This is a genomic window from Pseudomonas sp. S5F11, from assembly GCF_019641515.1.
Lineage (GTDB): Bacteria > Pseudomonadota > Gammaproteobacteria > Pseudomonadales > Pseudomonadaceae > Aquipseudomonas > Aquipseudomonas rhodesiae.
Window position 1 is genome coordinate 3,768,632 of record NZ_JAIFJZ010000001.1, and the last position, 15,980, is coordinate 3,784,611.

Below are 15,980 nucleotides of genomic sequence, written 5' to 3' on the forward strand. Positions count from 1 at the left end.
GTCGGATGGTGCAGTTGTGTTCAATCGAGCAAGCAGTTGACGACGTACTGGCGCGGTTGCCGGCGCATATCCATATGGGCCTGCCCCTGGGTTTGGGTAAACCCAATCTGTTCGTCAACGCGTTGTATCGGCGTATTGCCAAGCTACCGGAGCGAGCGCTGACCATTTATACCGCTCTAAGCCTGGGCCGCCCGACATTGGGCGACGGTTTGCAGAAGCGTTTCCTCGAACCCTTTATCGAGCGCGTGTTCGGTGATTACCCCGAATTGGACTTTCTCGCCGACCTGCATAAAGACAGCCTGCCGCCCAATATCCACGTGCAGCAATTCTTCATGCAGCCCGGCAGCCTGCTGCACAGCGTTTCAGCCCAGCAGGACTACGTCAGCAGCAACTACAGCCATGCAGCCCGCGACATCAACGCCGCCGGCCTGAACCTGGTGGCGCAACTGGTCGCCAGCAGTGCCGAACACCCCGACCGCCTGAGCCTGAGCTGCAACCCCGACATTACCCTCGACCTACTGCCGATGATCGCCAAGCGCCGGGAGGCGGGTGAGACCATCCTGATCGTCGGCCAGGTCCACACCGATTTGCCCTACATGCCCGGTGATTCTGAGCTGGGCATGGACGTATTCGATTACCTGCTCGATGAGAAGGACAGCACCACGCTGTTTTCCACGCCCAATATGCCGGTGGGTTTCCAGGATCACTTTATCGGCCTGCATGCCAGTACCTTGGTGCGCGATGGCGGTACCTTGCAGATCGGCATCGGTTCCATGGGCGACGCGCTGACCGCCGCATTACTGGCGCGCCAGGCGGACAACGAAGCCTATCGCTTGCTGATGACGGACCTGGATGTGTACCGCTGGGCGCCGTTGATCAGCCGTGAAGGCGGCGTCGCGCCCTTCGCTCGTGGCCTGTATGGCTGCAGCGAAATGTTCGTCAATGGCCTGCTAGTGCTGGCCGACGCCGGCATTATGCGGCGCAAGGTGTACCCAGATGGGGCCACTCAGGAGCAGGCCAACGCCGGCTTGCTCGACGATGCGGCGCAGCCCGATGGTGTATCGATCCACGGCGGCTTCTTTCTTGGCCCGCGCAGTTTTTACCAGCGCTTGCAGGAAATGACCCATTCCAAGCGCCTTGAATTCAACATGACCCGTATCAGCTACATCAACGAGTTATACGGTCAGGAGGCGCTCAAGCGCCTGCAGCGTCAGTATGCGCGGTTTATCAACAGCGCGATCGTGGTGACGTTGCTGGGCGCGGGTGTGGCTGATCAATTGGAAGACGGCCGCGTGCTTAGCGGCGTGGGCGGGCAATACAACTTTGTCGCCCAGGGCCACGCGTTAGAGGGGGCGCGGTCGATCCTGATTCTGCGCAGCTGGCGCGAATCGGCCGGGGAGGTCAGTTCCAATATCGTTTGGGATTACGGCCACTGCACCATTCCACGGCATCTGCGGGACATCGTCATCACCGAATACGGCATCGCGGATTTACGCGGTCAGACGGACGCGAAGGTGATCGAGGCGTTGCTCAACATCACCGACTCGCGCTTCCAGGCCGACTTGATCGAGCAGGCGCAAAAGGCCGGCAAGTTGCCCAAGGATTTCCAGCTCGATCCGCGCTTCAGCGACAACACGCCGGAGCGGCTCCAGGGTATCCAGGCGCGGCATCGGCGTTTGTTCCCGGAGTATCCGCTGGGCAGCGATTTCACGGACGAAGAGCGGGATTTGTTGCGCGCCTTGAACTGGCTCAAGAGCAAATTCAAGCTGACGGAGATTCTGGAGTTGGGCAAGGCGGCGCTGGATGCACCGGAGCCGCAGGCGTTTCCAGCGCATCTGAGGCGGATGCGGTTGGATGCGCCGGAGGGTTTGAAGGAGGACCTCTACCAGCGCCTATTGCTCGCTGGCTTACAAGCAACCGCTCACTAAAAACCAACGCAAAGCCAATGTGGAAGGGGGCTTGCCCCCTCCCACATTTTGATCCGTGTTCACCTCGTAGCAAATTACTCGATGAAGGTGACGACGCCACCGGCCAGCGACTTCACCCGCGCCAGCGATTCAACCCGATAGCCCTGGGCATCCAGCTCCGCACGGCCACCCTGGAACGACTTCTCGATGACGATCCCCAAACCGGCCACGGTGGCGCCGGCCTGCTTGATGATCGAAATCAGTGCCTGGGACGCCTTGCCGTTGGCCAGGAAGTCATCGATCACCAGCACGCGGTCGCTGCTGGTCAGGTGGCGCGGCGAGATGGCCACGGTGCTTTCGGTTTTCTTGGTGAAGGAATACACCGTCGCCGACAGCAGGTTTTCGGTCAGGGTCAGGGATTGCTGCTTGCGCGCGAAGATCACCGGTACGCCCAGGTTCAGGCCGGTCATGATCGCCGGGGCGATGCCTGAAGCCTCAATGGTGACGATCTTGGTGATGCCCGAATCCTTGAACAGCGCAGCGAATTCGTCGCCGATCAGTTTCATCAGCGCCGGGTCGATCTGGTGGTTCAGAAACGCGTCGACCTTGAGTACCTGATCGGAAAGCACGATGCCTTCTTCGCGAATTTTCTTGTGCAGTGCTTCCACGGAAAGCTTCCTCTAATGGCGCGTTGTGCGCCGAAAGTAGATTAAAAAGTAGTCGATTCTAGCGCTTTAACATCGCGCGTATATCCGCCAAGGCGGTGTTGCCGCGCACGGCCTTCACCTCGGTCGGGGTGTCGTCATTGCCTTCCCAGGCCAGGTCGTCCGGCGGTAACTCGTCGAGAAACCGGCTGGGGGCACAATCGATGATTTCGCCGTATTGCTTACGCTTGGCAGCGAAGGTGAAGGCCAGGGTCTGACGCGCGCGGGTAATGCCCACGTAGGCCAGGCGCCGTTCTTCCTCGATAGTGTCGGCTTCGATGCTGGAGCGGTGCGGGAGGATTTCCTCTTCCATGCCCATGATGAACACGTAGGGGAATTCCAGGCCCTTGGAGGCATGCAAGGTCATCATCTGTACACCTTCGGCGCCATCTTCTTCTTCCTGCTGGCGTTCGAGCATATCGCGCAGTACCAGCTTGCCGATGGCGTCTTCGACGGTCATCTCGCCGTCTTCGTCTTTTTCCAGGGTGTTCTTCAGTGCTTCGATCAGGAACCAGACGTTGCCCATGCGGTAATCCGCGGCCTTGTCGCTGGAGCTGTTGGTGCGCAGCCAGTTTTCATAGTCGATATCCATGACCATGCTGCGCAGGGCGCTGATCGGGTCTTCGCCGGCACATTGCTCGCGCACTTTGTCCATGAAACGCTTGAAGCGCGACAGCCGATCGGTGAAGCGCGTGTCCAAATGTTCGCCCAGGCCGATTTCGTCGGTAGCGGCGTACATCGAGATCTTGCGCTCGGTGGCGTAGTTGCCGAGTTTTTCCAGGGTGGTGGAGCCGATTTCCCGACGCGGTACGTTGATTACGCGCAGGAAGGCGTTGTCGTCGTCTGGATTCACGATCAGACGGAAATAAGCCATCAGGTCTTTGACTTCCTGACGTCCGAAAAAGCTGTTACCGCCTGACAGACGATACGGCACCTGGTGGTGCTGCAATTTCAGCTCGATCAGCTTGGCCTGGTAGTTGCCCCGGTACAGGATCGCGAAATCGCTGTAAGGCCGGTCAGTGCGCAGGTGCAAGCTGAGGATCTCGACGGCCACGCGCTCGGCTTCGGCGTCTTCGTTGCGGCAGCGGATCACGCGGATCTCATCGCCATGGCCCATCTCGCTCCACAGTTGCTTTTCGAACTCGTGAGGGTTGTTGGAGATCAGCACGTTGGCGCAACGCAGGATACGGCTGGTGGAGCGGTAGTTCTGCTCCAGCATCACCACCTTCAAGGACGGGTAGTCCTCCTTGAGCAGCATCAGGTTTTCCGGGCGGGCACCGCGCCAGGCGTAGATCGACTGGTCATCGTCGCCCACCACGGTGAACTGGTTGCGCGTTCCGATCAGCAGCTTTACCAGCAGGTATTGGCTGGCGTTGGTGTCCTGGTATTCATCCACCAGCAGGTAGCGCACCTTGTTCTGCCATTTCTCCAGGATGTCTTTGTGTTCCTGGAACAGCTTGACCGGCAGCAGGATAAGGTCGTCGAAGTCCACCGCGTTGAACGCCTTGAGCGTGCGCTGGTAGTGGGTGTAGACGATGGCGGCGGTCTGCTCCTTAGGGTTGCGCGCGTTTTCCAGGGCTTCGGCGGGCAGGATCAGGTCGTTTTTCCAGGCGCCGATCATGTTCTTGATCTCATCGACGCCGTCGTCGCCCGCGTATTCCTTTTGCATGATGTCGGTCATCAGGGCTTTGACGTCGGTCTCGTCAAAGATCGAAAAGCCCGGTTTGTAGCCCAGCCGCACATGCTCCTTGCGGATGATGTTCAGTCCCAGGTTGTGGAAGGTACACACGGTGAGGCCACGGCCCTCGCCCCCCTTGAGCAGGGTGCCGACGCGCTCTTTCATTTCGCGCGCGGCCTTGTTGGTAAAGGTCATGGCGACAATGTACTGAGCGCGGATGCCACAGTTCTGGATCAGGTGCGCGATCTTGCGGGTGATCACGCTGGTCTTGCCGGAGCCTGCGCCGGCGAGCACCAATAGAGGGCCGCCGACGTAGTTCACGGCTTCTTGCTGCCGGGGGTTGAGTCGGGACATACGGATTTTTTGGGGTCGTTGGTCAAAAGGGCGGGCATTTTAACAGGCTGGCAAGATTCTGCTGCCCTGGATCGACGGTGTGACGTACCACTCGATCTAAATTTGCCGGTTTTGCTACTTTGCCGCAGGATGTCGGGGCTTCTTGTGGTTGAAGCACTGACAAATGATTACAACCGGCGTGTTTGATAACTCTTATCATTGGTGATTATCAGGCCGCGCGTCATAATGCCCGCCGCCAATGAAATCTTGCAGAGTCTAGGGAGCTAGCTTGTCTACGCCTGTCGAACCCTTGCGTTTGCTGCTTCTGGCCGATACGCCTGAGTGGGCAGCGTTGTTGCGCGAGTGCCTGGCGCCGATGGGCGATGGGGCTGTGCTGATCAGCGCGCCAAGTTGGGATTCCGTGAGTCGTCTGTTCGATGACGACCAGAGCGCGGTGCTGTTGACCACACCGGCCCTGCAACCTGCCCCCGGCCGTTGCAGCTTGCCCTGCGTGCTGCTGCTTGAGCAGGAGCCGCTGGTTGCGCCCCTTGGCGTCAGCGATTGGCTGGTGCGTGATGCAATAGCTGTCGACACGCTACGCCGCTGCCTGCGTCATGTGCGCGAGCGCGGTGTACTGGAGACGACCCTGCAACGCCTGGCCGAGCAGGATCCGCTCACCGGTATCGCCAACCGCCAGGGCTTCCAGACCTTGCTGGCTGCGAGGCTGGCCGAGAATGATGGTCGCGGCCTGGCCCTCGGCCATCTGGACCTGGACAATTTCCGCCATGCCAACGATGCCCTCGGCCACCAGGCCGGCGATCGCCTGATTCTGCAGGTCGTGTCGCGGCTCAAGAGCCAGCTCGAAATCGGCGACCAGCTCGCCCGCCTGGGCAGCGACGAATTCGCCTTGCTGATCGACACACGCCGTGCGCCGCAGCGTGCTGAATGGATGGCCGAACGCATCATCGAAGCCATGGCCGAACCCTACTGGGTGGATGGCGAAAGCCTGCTGATCGGCTGCAGCCTGGGCGTGGCCCATGCCCGCGCTCGCGCCGGCGCCGACCCGCTGATGTGGCACGCCCATATCGCTATGCAGCAAGCTAAAAGCACCCAGGGTTGCACCTTTCATATCTTCAACGAACGCATCAACCGCAACGCCCGCAGTCTGGCCGATCTGGAGAGCGAACTGCGTCGTGCCCTGCGGCGCGATGAGCTGGAGCTGCATTACCAGCCGCGCCTGGACCTGGATGACGGCCATATCGTCGGTCTCGAAGCCCTGGTGCGCTGGCGCCACGGCGAGCGCGGCCTGCTCCCGCCCAGCGAGTTCGTGCCCCTGGCCGAGCAAAGCGGCTTGATCGTGCCGCTGGGCTATTGGGTGATCTCCCGTGCCCTGCGTGACATGCAGGATTTGCGCGAACGCGGCCTGCCGCCGCTGCACATGGCGGTCAACCTGTCGTTCCGTCAGTTTCAGGACAGCCAATTGCTCTCTACCCTCAGCCGCCTGATTGCTGAGCGTGGGGTGGAGGCGCAATGGTTGGAGTTCGAACTGACCGAAACCGCCGTGATGCGCCGCAGTGACTTGGTCAAACAAACCATGGATGCCCTTGGTCGCCTGGGCGTGCGGTTTTCCCTGGATGACTTTGGTACCGGTTTCTCATCGTTCGTGCACCTCAACAGCCTGCCGATTGCCCTGCTGAAAATCGATAAGAGCTTCGTGGGCGGCATGGAGGAGCGCGAAGAGAACCGCAAGTTGGTGCACGCCATGATCAATCTGGCTCACAACCTCAACCTGGAAGTGGTGGCCGAAGGCGTCGAAACCCCAGAGCAATTGGCGCTGTTGCGTTTGTTCGGTTGCGACCAGGCCCAGGGTTACCTGATCAGCAAGCCGTTGCCATTGCCTGAGCTGGTGGATTACCTGACTATCGGCAATGGCCGGCAAGCCATGCCGGGCGCGGCCAACTAGCGCGGCGAAGCAACGCAATAGGCTTCTAGTCCGTTTGCGCAGTCTGAAACGCTACTTGGTCCGCAGGTTCCTGGTGAATCATGCGTTTGATCTTCGCTTCAAACGCCCAGGTCAGGCTCACTGCCGCGCAGGCCAGCCCCAGTGCCAATCCCCACCATACACCGGTGGGGCCCCAGCCCAGGGTGAACGCCATCAGCCAGGCCGACGGCGCACCGATCAGCCAGTAGCAACCCAAACCGACCAGGAAGGTGGTTTTGGCGTCCTTGAGCCCACGAATGCAGCCCATGGCGATGGTTTGCACGCCATCGAACAGTTCGAACCAGGCCGCCACGGCCAACAGGCTGACGGCCAGGACGATGACGTCATGGAACGCCGGGTCGTTATGGTCGAGGAACAGTCCGATCAGCGGGTCGGAATACAGCCACAGCACGGCGGCAAACCCCAACATCACCAAGGCGCCGAAACCGATTCCGACGCGTCCTGCCAGACGGGCCCGCAGCAACTGCCCGGCGCCGTAGTGCTGGCCGATGCGCATGGTCACTGCGTAGGACATCCCCGCCGGCACCATGAACGCCACCGAGACGATCTGCAGAGCGATCTGATGCGCAGCCAGTTGCGTGCTGCCCATGGTGCCCATGCACAGCGCCGCGAAGGCAAACAGCCCGACTTCCACCGAATAGGTGCCGCCAATCGGCAGCCCCAGCCGCCACAGTTCGCGCAGATAGTGGGTATTGAGGCGCAGCAGGCCGCTGCTCAGCGGGTAGGCGGCATACGCACGATTGCTGCGGATGTACCACATCAACGTCAGCGCCATGCCATTGGCGACGATCGCCGTGACCAGGCCAATGCCCATCAGGCCGAGTTTCGGCAGGCCGAACATACCTTCGATCAGTGCGTGGTTGAGCAGGTAGTTGAGCACCGTGCCGCCGAGGCTGATCACCATCACCGGCGTGGCTTTACCTATGGCGCTGGTGAAGCCACGCAGGGCCATGAAGCTCAGGTAGCCAGGCAGGGCGAACGGCAGGATCGTCAGAAATTGCCCCGCCGACTGCACGTTGGTTTCGGTCTGGCCGAACAGCAGTAACACCGGTTTGAGGTTCCATAGCAGCAGGCCGGCCGCCAGGGCCATCAACCAAGCGAGCCAAAGCCCTGCCTGGGTCAGACGCGTGGCGCCTTCGATGTCGCCCGCGCCATGACGGATGGCCACCAGCGTACCCACGGCGGCGATCACGCCGATGCAGAAGATCGACACGAACGAATAGCTCGCCGCGCCCAGGCCACCGCCGGCCAAGGCTTCGGGACTCAGGCGCGCCATCATCAAAGTGTCGGTCAGCACCATGAGCATGTGGGCCAACTGCGAGGCGATCAGCGGCCCGGAAAGCCGCAGAATGGCCCAGAGTTCGGTACGTGCCGGATGCTGCATAATCATCACGCTCTGAAAGTCATAGAATTGGGGGAGGGTTGATTCTCGGCGCTCTCAGCCCATTGCACAAAGGGATAAATGCGATCGTTCGCATGATTAAAACTCATGCTCCTATCGAGTCTGGTAGGGTTCTCGTATTGAGTTGTCGGAGCTTTCCCAATGTCTCGTCGTCTTCCACCGCTTTATGCCCTGCGTGCCTTTGAGGCCGCTTCCCGGCACAACTCTTTCACTCGCGCCGCCGAAGAACTGTCCATCACCCAAAGTGCGGTGAGCCGGCATATCCGCACCCTCGAAGAGCATTTCGCCTGTCGCCTGTTCCAGCGTAGCGGTCGCCACCTGCAACTTACCGAGGCCGCACGGCTGCTGTTGCCCGGCGTGCGCGAGGGGTTCGCCGCGTTGGAGCGGGCCTGCCACACCCTCAATAGCGAGGACGACATCCTGCGCATGAAGGCCCCCTCCACCCTGACCATGCGTTGGCTGCTGGCGCGGCTCAGTCGTTTTCGGCATTTGCAGCCGGGCAATGAGGTGCAACTGACCAGCGCGTGGATGAGCGTTGACGAAGTGGACTTCAACCACGAGCCGTTCGACTGTGCCGTCCTACTCAGCAATGGCCATTTCCCCACGGATTGGGAGGCGTGTCGCCTGTTTCCCGAGATGCTGATTCCCGTCGGCGCCCCCAACCTGCTCGACGACGGCCCCTGGGACGCGGCGCGACTGGCCACGGCTGAGTTGCTGCACCCGACGCCGGATCGGCGCGATTGGCGCTACTGGCTGGAGCGCATGGGGCTGTCGTCCCAAGTGTCGCTCAAGGGGGGGCAAGTCTTCGATACCCTGGAACTAGGCATGATCGCGGCGGCGCGGGGGTACGGCGTGTCCATGGGCGACCTGCTGATGGTGGCCGAAGACGTGGCTCAGGGGAGGCTGAGCCTGCCATGGCCCAGCGCTGTGGCCAGTGGCGAGCACTATTATCTGGTCTGGCCGAAAACCCGTCCGGGTGGCGAGCGCCTGCGACGCCTCGCGGATTTCCTGCAGAGCGAAGTGCAAGCGATGGTGTTGCCTGCGGTGGAACGCTTCGATTGAAGTGCTTATAACGCTGGTGCGCAACCGTTTGCGCGATACCCCTGCGATTCGCTCAAGTATTGCAATCACCCGCCGAAGTAGGTGTGTTGGAACCATCGTGCACCAACGTTTGCCCACTTAGATAATTTGCCGAGCAGCGCTATGAGATCAGGATGATCCTGGCCTCGGCCAGGAGCTGTCATGTCTCAACCTCGTGCCCGGATTGCCTCCCAACTCGGTATGGCCCTTGCCGTGATCCTGGCTGTCGCCATTGGCGGCAGTACTGTTTTTGCCCTGCGTTCCCTGGATGCCGCCAACCTCGACACCCGCGAGGAACATTTGGCCAGCGAGGCGCGCCTGCTCGCCGACCAGCTGAATACGTTCCATAGCACGCTGCGTGAAAGCACTCAGCGCCTGACGGGGCTGTTCGAGAAGCGCTTCAGCGCGGGCTTGAGCGTGCGCGCGGACCAGCCCATCGCGGTCGCCGGTGTGCAGACCCCGAGCCTGTATCTGGGCAGCGAGGTGCTGAACAACAACTTCACCGAAGTGGATGTGTTCAAGCAGATGTCCGGCGGCGTAGCCACGGTGTTCGTGCGCAGTGGCGACGACTTTATCCGGGTCAGCACCTCCCTGACCAAGCAGGACGGCAGCCGCGCCATCGGTACTGTGCTGGACCGCCAGAGCCCGGCGTATGCGCGGGTGTTCAGCGGGCAGCCCTATATTGGTCGGGCGGTGTTGTTCGATCGCTCCTATATGACTCAGTACAGCCCGGTGCGTGACGCCAGCGGCAAAGTTATCGCGGTGCTGTTTATCGGTTTCGACTACACCGATGCGCAGAACGCCCAGTTCGAGAACCTCAAACGCTTCCGCATCGGCCAGACCGGTTCACTGGCCTTGCTGGATGAACAGAAACACTGGCTGGTGTCGCCGGCGGGTGTGCAGGCCCCGGAGCAAGCGGTGCCGGTGATGCTGGATCTGGCCAAAACCCCAGGCAAGGGACGTTTCTGGAGCGATAAGAGCGAAGACTTCTACAGCGTATCGGTACCGTTCGACGGCGGCCCGTGGGCAGTGGTCGCCAGCATGCCAAAGGCGGAAATCCGCGCGGTCACCTGGGCCGTCGGCCTGCGTCTGGTGATCGGCAGTGTGTTGGCGATGTTGCTGGCGGTGGGTGCGACGGTATGGTTGTTGCGCAGCAAACTGGCGCCGTTGGGCGATTTGGTGCGTCAGGCCGAAGCCCTGGGCGCTGGGGATTTGAGTGCTCGCCTGAACGTCTCCAGCCATGACGAGATCGGCCAACTGGCGCGGGCCTTCAACCAGATGGGGGAAGCGCTGTCGACCATGGTGTCGCATATCCGCAAGGCGGCCGAAGAGGTCAACGGTCGCGCTCAGGCGCTGTCCGGGTTGTCCGGGGGCGCCTATGAGGGCATGGAGCAGCAGTCCGGTGAAATCACTAGCATGGCCGGCGCGGTGGAAGAGTTCAGCGCCACATCGCTGAACATCGCCGACAACATGGGCAACACCGAACGTCTGGCTCAAGAGAACGCCCAACAGACCCGGATCGGACGCAACTCGATGCAGGAAGCCTCGTCGTCCCTGGAGCATATCGCTACGGCACTGAACAGCACCGCAACGGTGATCAACACGTTGGGTCAGCGTTCCCAGGAGATCGGCGGCATCGTCGGTGTGATCACCGCCATTGCCGAACAGACCAACCTGCTGGCGCTCAACGCCGCCATTGAGGCTGCGCGGGCCGGTGAGCAAGGCCGTGGTTTCGCTGTAGTGGCGGATGAAGTGCGCAATCTGGCCTCGCGTACACGTGAAGCCACCGATGAAATTTCCGGGATGATCCAAAGCATTCAGAAAGAAACCGGCAACGCCATCAGCACCATGGAGCAAGGCAAGGTTCTGATGCAGGAAGGCTTGTCGCGCAACGCCGACGTGGCGTCGGCCCTGGCGCGGATCGACGAACAAAGCCGCTCGGCCGGTCAGCAGTTCGCTGCGATTACCACGGCTACCCAGGAACAGAGCAGCACCGCGACTTTGCTCAGCAGCAACCTGCAGAGCATTGCGCTGGCCAACAGCGAACAGCGCGAAGTCGTCTCGAACCTGGCGATCACCGCCAAGGAGTTGGAGACACTGGCGTCGGGCTTGCGGCATGAGGTGGATCGCTTCCGCTGAAGCGCTGTTGATCAGGGAGGGATGCTCACATGATAGCCGCCGGGCGGTATTGCAGCGCCTCCTTCAGATGCTCGCGAGTGATCGTAGCCTCCTGCTCCAGATCGGCTAACGTGCGCGCCACCTTGAGTAAGCGGTGAGCCGCGCGCAAGGAGAGTGTCAGCCGCTCGCAGGCACTCTCCAGCCAGCTCTCGTCGGCCTTCGCCAGCCTGCAATGCTCGCGCAACCCCGGCAGGTCCAGAAACGCATTGGCACAGCCCTGGCGTTTTTCCTGCTGCTCCCGCGCGTTGGCAACCTGTGCGGCCGCCGTTGCTGTGTTATCCCCGGCTGCCAGTGCCGGGTTCAGCGCCGTGGTTTCCCGTGCAACCGTCAGGTGCAAGTCGATCCGGTCCAGTAACGGCCCGGACAGTTTGTTGCGATAGCGCTGGATCTGCTCCGGCGTACAGCGACAGCGCCCGGTGGTGTCACCCAGATAACCGCAGGGGCAGGGGTTCATTGCGGCCACTAGTTGGAAGCGCGCCGGGAAACTTACCCGGTCGCGCGCGCGGGAAATCACGATATGCCCTGACTCCAGCGGCTCGCGCAGTACCTCCAGCACCTTGCGATCGAATTCCGGTAATTCATCCAGAAACAGCACACCGTGATGGGCCAGGGTGATTTCCCCCGGCTGGGGTTTCGAGCCACCGCCCACCAAGGCCGGCCCGGACGCGGAGTGATGGGGCTGGCGAAACGGCCGATGGGGCCAATGGCTCAGAGGTGCCAGGCTGACCACCGACTGGATGGCCGCGACTTCCAGGGCTTCGTGTTCGGTCAAGGGCGGCAGCAGACCGGGCAAGCGGCTGGCGAGCAAGGTTTTGCCGGTGCCGGGCGGGCCGCTGAACAGCAGGTTATGTGCGCCAGCCGCAGCAAGCAGCAGCGCGCGCTTGGCCGCCAATTGGCCCTGCACTTCACTCAAGTCCGGATAGGGCTTGTTCAGATACAGCAAGCCATCGGACCTGTATGGCTCGATCGGCACCTGGCCATTCAAGTGCGCCACCACCTGCAGCAAGTGATCCACCGCAATCACCTTCAACCCCGATGCCAGGCAGGCTTCTTCGGCGTTCGCACGCGGAACTATCACCGTGCGTCCCGCCTTGCGTGCGGCCAGTGCCGCCGGCAGTACACCTTTCACCGCGCGTACCTCGCCGGACAGGGCCAGTTCGCCCAGGCACTCCACGTCATCGAGCATCAGCGCCGGCACTTGCACACTCGCCGCCAGGATGCCCAAGGCAATCGCCAGGTCAAAACGCCCGCCGTCCTTAGGCAGGTCAGCGGGCGCGAGATTGAGGGTGATGCGACGGGCAGGGTATTGCAGCGCGGAGTTGAGAATGGCGCTGCGCACGCGGTCTTTGCTTTCCTTGACTGCGGTTTCGGGCAGCCCCACCAGCGTCAGGGACGGCAGGCCGTTGGCCATATGCACTTCGACGGTGACGGCGGGCGCTTCGACGCCGATCTGGGCGCGGCTGTGGACGATGGCGAGGGACATGCTCGTTCCTTGAAAAGTGAGGGCCGCTTCCTGCGGTTTTTCAAGGGTAGACGAGGTGGGTAAGAGCGGGGCGGGGAGGTTTTACTGAACGTATCTTGGGTAGGTGGAGCGTGAGCCTGTTCGCGAAGATCTGCGCGAACAGGCTCGTCTCAACAGAGGTATGGGTTATTTCTGATCAGGCGTCAGCCGCGCTTCCAACTCCGCCACCTTCGCCTCCAGGCTCTCCAGCCGCGCACGCGTGCGGGCCAGCACGACCATCTGGCTGTCGAATTCTTCACGGCTGACCAGGTCGAGCTTGCTGAAACCGCTTTGCAGCAAGGCCTTGAACTGGCTTTCGATTTCATTGCGGGGCAATGGAGTTTCTCCGCTGAACAGGCGAGAGGCGTGGCCGCTCAGGGCGTCGAGGAAATCTTTGGGCGCGAGCATGGGAAATATTCCGGAAAAACTGTTGGCGGGCAGTGTATCACGCGCCGTCTATAGTCTTTTTCACGGCCTTGCGCGCACGCTTTTCGCGCAGAGGGGCGGCGGGCCACGCACCGTTTTTGTGCGCATTACGCTCACCAAAACGACCCGCAGGTGGACATAAGTGGGCAAAGGATTGATTTCAGTGGTTTTTACGGAGCTGGCAAGGTTTCTGCTTAGACGATCATGACCCATGCACTGATGCAGTCGCTGTGACGAATGCAGTGCGCCGATGGATCAGGGGTACAGGTTTGTCACCAGTGGTTAGCTGGCGTCGCAACGGCATAGCCGAGGCGACGACGCGTTACAAAGCCAGGCACTGCGCTTAGACTTGAGACGGGTTTGTTTTCCTGGGGCAAGTCCACCAATTCGGGAGAGAGTTTTCATGAAGCTAGTCACTGCCATCATCAAGCCGTTCAAGTTGGACGATGTACGCGAGTCGTTGTCCGAGATCGGCGTGCAGGGCATTACCGTTACTGAGGTCAAAGGCTTCGGTCGGCAGAAGGGTCACACCGAGCTGTATCGCGGCGCGGAATACGTAGTGGATTTCCTGCCGAAGGTGAAGATTGATGTCGCCATTGACGACAAGGATCTTGACCGGGTTATCGAGGCGATAACCAAGGCCGCCAACACCGGCAAGATCGGTGACGGCAAGATCTTCGTGGTCAATCTGGAACAGGCTATTCGCATCCGTACCGGCGAAACCGATACCGACGCAATCTAAGCCGCCAAACCCCAACGCCCCAGGAGAAAACAATATGACTCTGCGTAAATTCGCAGGGCTCGGAGCCCTGTTGTCCATCGTAATGCCAAGCCTGGCCATGGCGGCAGACGAAGTGGCTGCTCCAGTCCTCAACTCCGGCGACACCGCGTGGATGCTGACATCCACTGCGCTGGTGCTGTTCATGACCATCCCTGGCCTGGCGCTGTTCTACGGCGGCATGGTTCGCTCCAAAAATATTCTGTCGGTGATGATGCAGTGCTTTGCCATCACGGGCCTGATCAGCATCCTGTGGGTTATTTACGGCTACAGCATCGCGTTCGATACCACTGGTATGGAACAGGGCGTGGTCAACTTCAATTCCTTCTTCGGCGGCATGGGCAAGGCGTTCCTGGCGGGTGTCACCCCGGCCAGCATCACCGGGCCGGCGGCGTTGTTCCCCGAAGCGGTGTTCATCACTTTCCAGATGACCTTCGCGATCATCACTCCGGCACTCATCGTCGGCGCCTTTGCCGAGCGCATGAAGTTCTCCGCCATGCTGATTTTCATGGCCATCTGGTTCACCCTGGTCTATGCACCGATCGCACACATGGTGTGGAGCGGCAACGGCGGCCTGTTGTGGGACTGGGGCGTGCTGGACTTCGCCGGCGGCACCGTGGTGCACATCAACGCCGGTGTCGCGGGCCTGGTGGCGTGCATCGTGCTCGGCAAGCGTAAAGGCTACCCGACCACGCCGATGGCGCCGCACAACCTGGGTTACACCCTGATCGGTGCGGCCATGCTGTGGATCGGCTGGTTTGGTTTCAACGCCGGTTCCGCGGCGGCCGCCAATGGCACCGCCGGCATGGCGATGCTGGTGACTCAGATCGCCACCGCTGCTGCGGCGCTGGGCTGGATGTTCGCCGAGTGGATTACCCACGGTAAGCCAAGCGCACTGGGCATCGCTTCGGGCGTGGTCGCTGGCCTGGTTGCCGTTACGCCAGCTGCCGGCACCGTAGGCCCGATGGGCGCCCTGGTGATTGGCCTGGTGGCCGGTGTGATCTGCTTCTTCTGCGCCACCAGCCTCAAGCGCAAGCTGGGCTATGACGACTCCCTGGACGCCTTCGGTGTGCACGGTATCGGCGGTATCGTCGGTGCGATCCTCACCGGTGTTTTCGCAGCCCCTGCGCTGGGCGGCTTCGGCACCGTGACGGACGTAGCGGCACAGGTATGGATCCAGTGCAAAGGTGTGGGCTTCACCGTGATCTACACGGCGATCGTCACCTACGTCATCCTTAAGGTGCTGGACATGGTCATGGGCCTGCGTGTCACCGAAGAGGAAGAGGCGGTTGGCCTCGATCTGGCGCAACACAACGAGCGCGGCTACAACTTGTAAGTACGCGAAAAAAAGTTGCCCGGCTTGCCGGGCATTTTTTTGTCTGGCGTTTGTCAGTCATAGGGCGCCAGGCCATTTTTGTGCAGTGATTGTGATGGGGCGCACACGGCATTTTTCAGCGTGCGAATGTCTTACAGGCATGTAGGCGTATTCGACACTTTGTTTTTTCCCAGAGCGCGCTAGAATGCGCGCCGATGGGCGGAGAACTGTATGTGGCAACAGACCCTGATTACCCTGCGGGCCAGGCCCCGGGGCTTTCACCTGGTGACCGACGAATTGCTTGCCGGCTTGCCTGAATTGAAGGCATGTCGTGTAGGACTGTTGCACCTGTGGCTGCAGCACACTTCGGCTTCGTTGACTATCAACGAGAACGCCGACCCGGCGGTTCGCCGTGACTTCGAACGTTTTTTCAACTCGCTGGTACCACAAGGCCGTGCAGGGTTCGAACACAACGACGAAGGTCCGGACGATCTGCCGGCGCACTTCAAGGCCAGTCTCCTGGGCTGCCAGCTGAGTTTGCCGGTGAAGGCCGGCCGCTTGGCGATGGGGACATGGCAAGGTGTTTATCTGGGCGAGCACCGTGATCATGGCGGTGCTCGTAAAGTCCTCGCCACTTTGCATGGTGATGGGGCATAGGCCACTGGTTAACCGGTGG

General features: G+C 61.1%; 12 protein-coding genes and 1 pseudogene. 8 read left to right on the forward strand and 5 right to left on the reverse strand.

All coding sequences use genetic code 11. The features are described 5' to 3' along the window. Window positions 1-5: 5 nt before the first annotated feature. On the forward strand, window positions 6-1,928 hold the full coding sequence (locus K1567_RS16915) for an acetyl-CoA hydrolase/transferase C-terminal domain-containing protein (RefSeq protein WP_220698667.1): 1,923 nt from the start codon (window positions 6-8) through the stop codon (window positions 1,926-1,928). Between the two features lie 74 nt (window positions 1,929-2,002). On the opposite strand, the gene K1567_RS16920 is transcribed toward K1567_RS16915, so the two are convergent. Both K1567_RS16920 and rep read right to left on the reverse strand, forming a co-directional pair. Continuing rightward, window positions 2,003-2,575, reverse strand: a complete 573-nt coding sequence (locus K1567_RS16920) for a xanthine phosphoribosyltransferase (protein ID WP_003195447.1) — start codon at window positions 2,573-2,575, stop codon at window positions 2,003-2,005. Between the two features lie 58 nt (window positions 2,576-2,633). After that, window positions 2,634-4,643, reverse strand: a complete 2,010-nt coding sequence (gene rep, locus K1567_RS16925) for a DNA helicase Rep (protein ID WP_034101459.1) — start codon at window positions 4,641-4,643, stop codon at window positions 2,634-2,636. A 268-nt stretch (window positions 4,644-4,911) separates the two neighbouring features. On the opposite strand from rep, the gene K1567_RS16930 reads away from it, so the two are divergent. Beyond that, window positions 4,912-6,585: a bifunctional diguanylate cyclase/phosphodiesterase gene (locus K1567_RS16930; RefSeq protein ID WP_034115448.1), complete on the forward strand. Its 1,674-nt coding sequence runs from the start codon at window positions 4,912-4,914 to the stop codon at window positions 6,583-6,585. Between the two features lie 25 nt (window positions 6,586-6,610). Here K1567_RS16930 and K1567_RS16935 read toward each other — a convergent pair whose 3' ends face one another. Beyond that, complete coding sequence (locus K1567_RS16935) at window positions 6,611-8,014, reverse strand: NorM family multidrug efflux MATE transporter (RefSeq protein WP_169867692.1); 1,404 nt, start codon at window positions 8,012-8,014, stop codon at window positions 6,611-6,613. A 153-nt stretch (window positions 8,015-8,167) separates the two neighbouring features. On the opposite strand from K1567_RS16935, the gene K1567_RS16940 reads away from it, so the two are divergent. The 3 genes and pseudogenes from K1567_RS16940 to K1567_RS28030 all read left to right on the forward strand — a co-directional run bounded on the left by K1567_RS16940 (window position 8,168) and on the right by K1567_RS28030 (window position 11,245). Then, window positions 8,168-9,088, forward strand: a complete 921-nt coding sequence (locus K1567_RS16940; RefSeq protein ID WP_047881766.1) for a LysR substrate-binding domain-containing protein — start codon at window positions 8,168-8,170, stop codon at window positions 9,086-9,088. Window positions 9,089-9,307: 219 nt separating this feature from the next. Next, a pseudogene (locus K1567_RS28025) lies at window positions 9,308-10,342 on the forward strand (Cache 3/Cache 2 fusion domain-containing protein); the annotation flags it as partial. Window positions 10,343-10,522: 180 nt separating this feature from the next. Next, window positions 10,523-11,245: a methyl-accepting chemotaxis protein gene (locus K1567_RS28030; protein WP_373874164.1), complete on the forward strand. Its 723-nt coding sequence runs from the start codon at window positions 10,523-10,525 to the stop codon at window positions 11,243-11,245. Between the two features lie 25 nt (window positions 11,246-11,270). Here the strand turns inward: K1567_RS28030 and K1567_RS16950 are convergent, their stop codons facing one another. Both K1567_RS16950 and K1567_RS16955 read right to left on the reverse strand, forming a co-directional pair. Next, window positions 11,271-12,767, reverse strand: a complete 1,497-nt coding sequence (locus K1567_RS16950) for a YifB family Mg chelatase-like AAA ATPase (protein ID WP_047881765.1) — start codon at window positions 12,765-12,767, stop codon at window positions 11,271-11,273. 165 nt (window positions 12,768-12,932) lie between these two features. Beyond that, the gene (locus tag K1567_RS16955; RefSeq protein ID WP_034101453.1) at window positions 12,933-13,193 is read right to left on the reverse strand and encodes an accessory factor UbiK family protein; all 261 of its coding nucleotides are present in this window, start codon (window positions 13,191-13,193) and stop codon (window positions 12,933-12,935) included. A gap of 421 nt (window positions 13,194-13,614) precedes the next feature. On the opposite strand from K1567_RS16955, the gene glnK reads away from it, so the two are divergent. The 3 genes from glnK (at window position 13,615) to K1567_RS16970 (ending at window position 15,961) form a co-directional block, all read left to right on the forward strand. After that, the gene (gene glnK, locus K1567_RS16960) at window positions 13,615-13,953 is read left to right on the forward strand and encodes a P-II family nitrogen regulator (RefSeq protein ID WP_002555808.1); all 339 of its coding nucleotides are present in this window, start codon (window positions 13,615-13,617) and stop codon (window positions 13,951-13,953) included. A gap of 34 nt (window positions 13,954-13,987) precedes the next feature. Beyond that, the gene (locus tag K1567_RS16965) at window positions 13,988-15,325 is read left to right on the forward strand and encodes an ammonium transporter (protein ID WP_034101452.1); all 1,338 of its coding nucleotides are present in this window, start codon (window positions 13,988-13,990) and stop codon (window positions 15,323-15,325) included. 210 nt (window positions 15,326-15,535) lie between these two features. After that, window positions 15,536-15,961, forward strand: coding sequence for a secondary thiamine-phosphate synthase enzyme YjbQ (locus K1567_RS16970; protein ID WP_034101451.1), 426 nt, complete (start codon window positions 15,536-15,538; stop codon window positions 15,959-15,961). The last annotated feature ends 19 nt before the right edge of the window (window positions 15,962-15,980 follow it).

Bases quoted from the DNA above. Each gene is read 5' to 3' on its own strand.
- K1567_RS16915 (WP_220698667.1), top strand. From the start codon at position 6: ATGGTGCAGTTGTGTTCAATCGAGCAAGCAGTTGACGACGTACTGGCG.
- K1567_RS16965 (WP_034101452.1), top strand. From the start codon at position 13,988: ATGACTCTGCGTAAATTCGCAGGGCTCGGAGCCCTGTTGTCCATCGTA.
- K1567_RS16935 (WP_169867692.1), bottom strand. From the start codon at position 8,014: ATGATTATGCAGCATCCGGCACGTACCGAACTCTGGGCCATTCTGCGG.
- K1567_RS16940 (WP_047881766.1), top strand. From the start codon at position 8,168: ATGTCTCGTCGTCTTCCACCGCTTTATGCCCTGCGTGCCTTTGAGGCC.
- rep (WP_034101459.1), bottom strand. From the start codon at position 4,643: ATGTCCCGACTCAACCCCCGGCAGCAAGAAGCCGTGAACTACGTCGGC.
- K1567_RS16970 (WP_034101451.1), top strand. From the start codon at position 15,536: ATGTGGCAACAGACCCTGATTACCCTGCGGGCCAGGCCCCGGGGCTTT.
- K1567_RS16955 (WP_034101453.1), bottom strand. From the start codon at position 13,193: ATGCTCGCGCCCAAAGATTTCCTCGACGCCCTGAGCGGCCACGCCTCT.
- glnK (WP_002555808.1), top strand. From the start codon at position 13,615: ATGAAGCTAGTCACTGCCATCATCAAGCCGTTCAAGTTGGACGATGTA.
- K1567_RS16950 (WP_047881765.1), bottom strand. From the start codon at position 12,767: ATGTCCCTCGCCATCGTCCACAGCCGCGCCCAGATCGGCGTCGAAGCG.
- K1567_RS28030 (WP_373874164.1), top strand. From the start codon at position 10,523: ATGGCCGGCGCGGTGGAAGAGTTCAGCGCCACATCGCTGAACATCGCC.